The 1,784-nt window shown below is 68.0% G+C and carries 3 protein-coding genes and 1 pseudogene; 3 read left to right on the plus strand and 1 reads right to left on the minus strand.

Annotated features, from left to right (window positions below):
- Window positions 1-75: 75 nt before the first annotated feature.
- Window positions 76-261, minus strand: coding sequence for a hypothetical protein (locus FVA95_RS28515; RefSeq protein ID WP_205016026.1), 186 nt, complete (start codon window positions 259-261; stop codon window positions 76-78).
- A gap of 106 nt (window positions 262-367) precedes the next feature.
- On the opposite strand from FVA95_RS28515, the gene FVA95_RS28520 reads away from it, so the two are divergent.
- The 3 genes and pseudogenes from FVA95_RS28520 to FVA95_RS33350 form a co-directional block, all read left to right on the plus strand.
- Complete coding sequence (locus FVA95_RS28520; RefSeq protein ID WP_205016027.1) at window positions 368-1,024, plus strand: alpha/beta hydrolase; 657 nt, start codon at window positions 368-370, stop codon at window positions 1,022-1,024.
- A complete protein-coding gene (locus FVA95_RS32305; RefSeq protein ID WP_205016028.1) occupies window positions 996-1,193 on the plus strand; it encodes a hypothetical protein in 198 nt (65 codons plus the stop codon). Before FVA95_RS28520 ends, FVA95_RS32305 begins: the two co-directional genes overlap by 29 nt.
- Window positions 1,194-1,337: 144 nt before the next feature.
- A pseudogene (locus FVA95_RS33350) lies at window positions 1,338-1,587 on the plus strand (transposase); the annotation flags it as partial.
- Window positions 1,588-1,784: the final 197 nt, after the last annotated feature.

Consider the following 1,784-nt stretch of genomic DNA (forward strand, 5'->3'; position numbering starts at 1 on the left):
AGGACAGAGCACTGTCCCCGGTCCCGGCAGCCGTGTCATGATCGCGCCCGGGCCAACGACACGTCAGGTCGTCCATCAACCGACACCACAGCCCGTCCCCGGACAGATGACGTAGTCGGTGGACACGTGCGCCAGTTCGCCGACCTCATCCCGGCGCAACCCGGTGACCCGCCGCCGGGAGCCGGCAGGCAGTCCGACCTCGGCGGGCCGCAGTCGGTCGCGACGTGAGCGCAGGAACGCGCCGAGCTGGGGTAAATCCATGACGTCCAGTATGAACGCTGAGTTCGGAGTCCCGACGCGGAAACCGTCGGGAGTCAGGGGTCAGCGTCCCCTGGTTCGCCGCGCCGACGCGGATGAGGCTGGAAGCATGGACGAAGAACAGATCTCCCGGACCCTCGACACCATTGCCGCCGGATTCCGCGGTGACCAGCGCGCACCGGTCATCGGCACCCCCGCGGACCTGGGGTTGGACTACGAGGACGTGAGCTTCCCCGCCAGCGACGGGGTGCCGCTGGAGGGCTGGTTCATTCCCGCCGACAGCGACCGACTCGTCATCGCCAACCACCCGATGGGCTTCACCCGCACCGGTCTGCCCAGCCATCTCGAGCCGTGGTGCTCGGCGTGGGCGCCCAGCGGCAACAACATCGAGATCCCGTTCATGCCGGATTACGGGCTTCTGCACGAAGCGGGCTACAACGTACTCACCTACGATCTGCGCAACCACGGCCTCAGCGGCTCCGCCAACGGCGGCGTCACCTCCAGCGGCATCTACGAGGCCCGCGACGTGCTCGGCTCCCTCGCTTATGCCCGCACCCGGCCTGACACCGGTTCGATGCGGATGAGCCTGTTCAGCCGCTGTCTCGGCGCGGACGCCACGTTCGCTGCGGCCTTCCAGGATCCTGCCGCGTTCGATGACGTCGACTCGCTCGTGGCCGCCCAGCCGGTGACGACGAAGGTCCGCCCAGGATCCGGTGCCGTGGGCGGGTGCGGTGAGCGTGCCGACGTTCATCTACCAGGTCCGTGAGGACAGCCTCGTCACCCCGGACGATGTGCAATCGATGTATGACGCGCTGCCCACGGATGACAAGCACCTGCACTGGATCGAAGGCAGTCGGCGTCGCTGGGACGGCTACCTCGAGTTCCAGCACAACCCACAGCCGATGCTCGACTGGATTGCCCGGCACACGGCCTGATCCTCCGGGGTGGCGGTCGCCGCCACGAGCACAGTGCTGCCATGGACGAGTTCGTCAGGCGGCAACAGGCCGGCCCTGGGAGCGTTGAGCCGGCGGTTCGCCTGGTCCACGAGCGCACGGCCCCTCCTGAGCAGGACTCCGGGGCCCTTCCTCGGCTGCGAGGTCGCTATCCGCAAGCTCCTCTGCTCGGCCAACGCGATCGAGTCGCTCAACGCCCGCGACCGCCGCGCGGTCAAGGTCCGTGGGCGCTTCCCCACCGAGCGGGCCGCGCTCACGTGTCTCTACCTGATCACCGGCTCGCTGGGCCCGACGGGGAGGCCGCGCTCGGTGGGCGATGCGCTGGAAGTCCACCCTGATCGCCTTCGAGTGGACGTGTCGTCCCAGCGCCACCTGATCGCCCTCAACGCGGGCTTCTCCGTTGATCGAACAGACCCACGCCCATGCTGTCGAGGAATGGGCGAGCCATCCGAGCCATCGAAGGGCCTGTGCAACGAACGGTGGTTCCGGCCCGACACGCCGGACCTCAGCGTCCGGCGGGATGGGCACTGTGAGTGATGACATCAGACCCTATGGGCTCTGCTGAGAACGAGA

It is taken from the genome of Pseudonocardia sp. EV170527-09 (genome assembly GCF_008369905.1).
Classification (GTDB): Bacteria; Actinomycetota; Actinomycetes; order Mycobacteriales; family Pseudonocardiaceae; genus Pseudonocardia.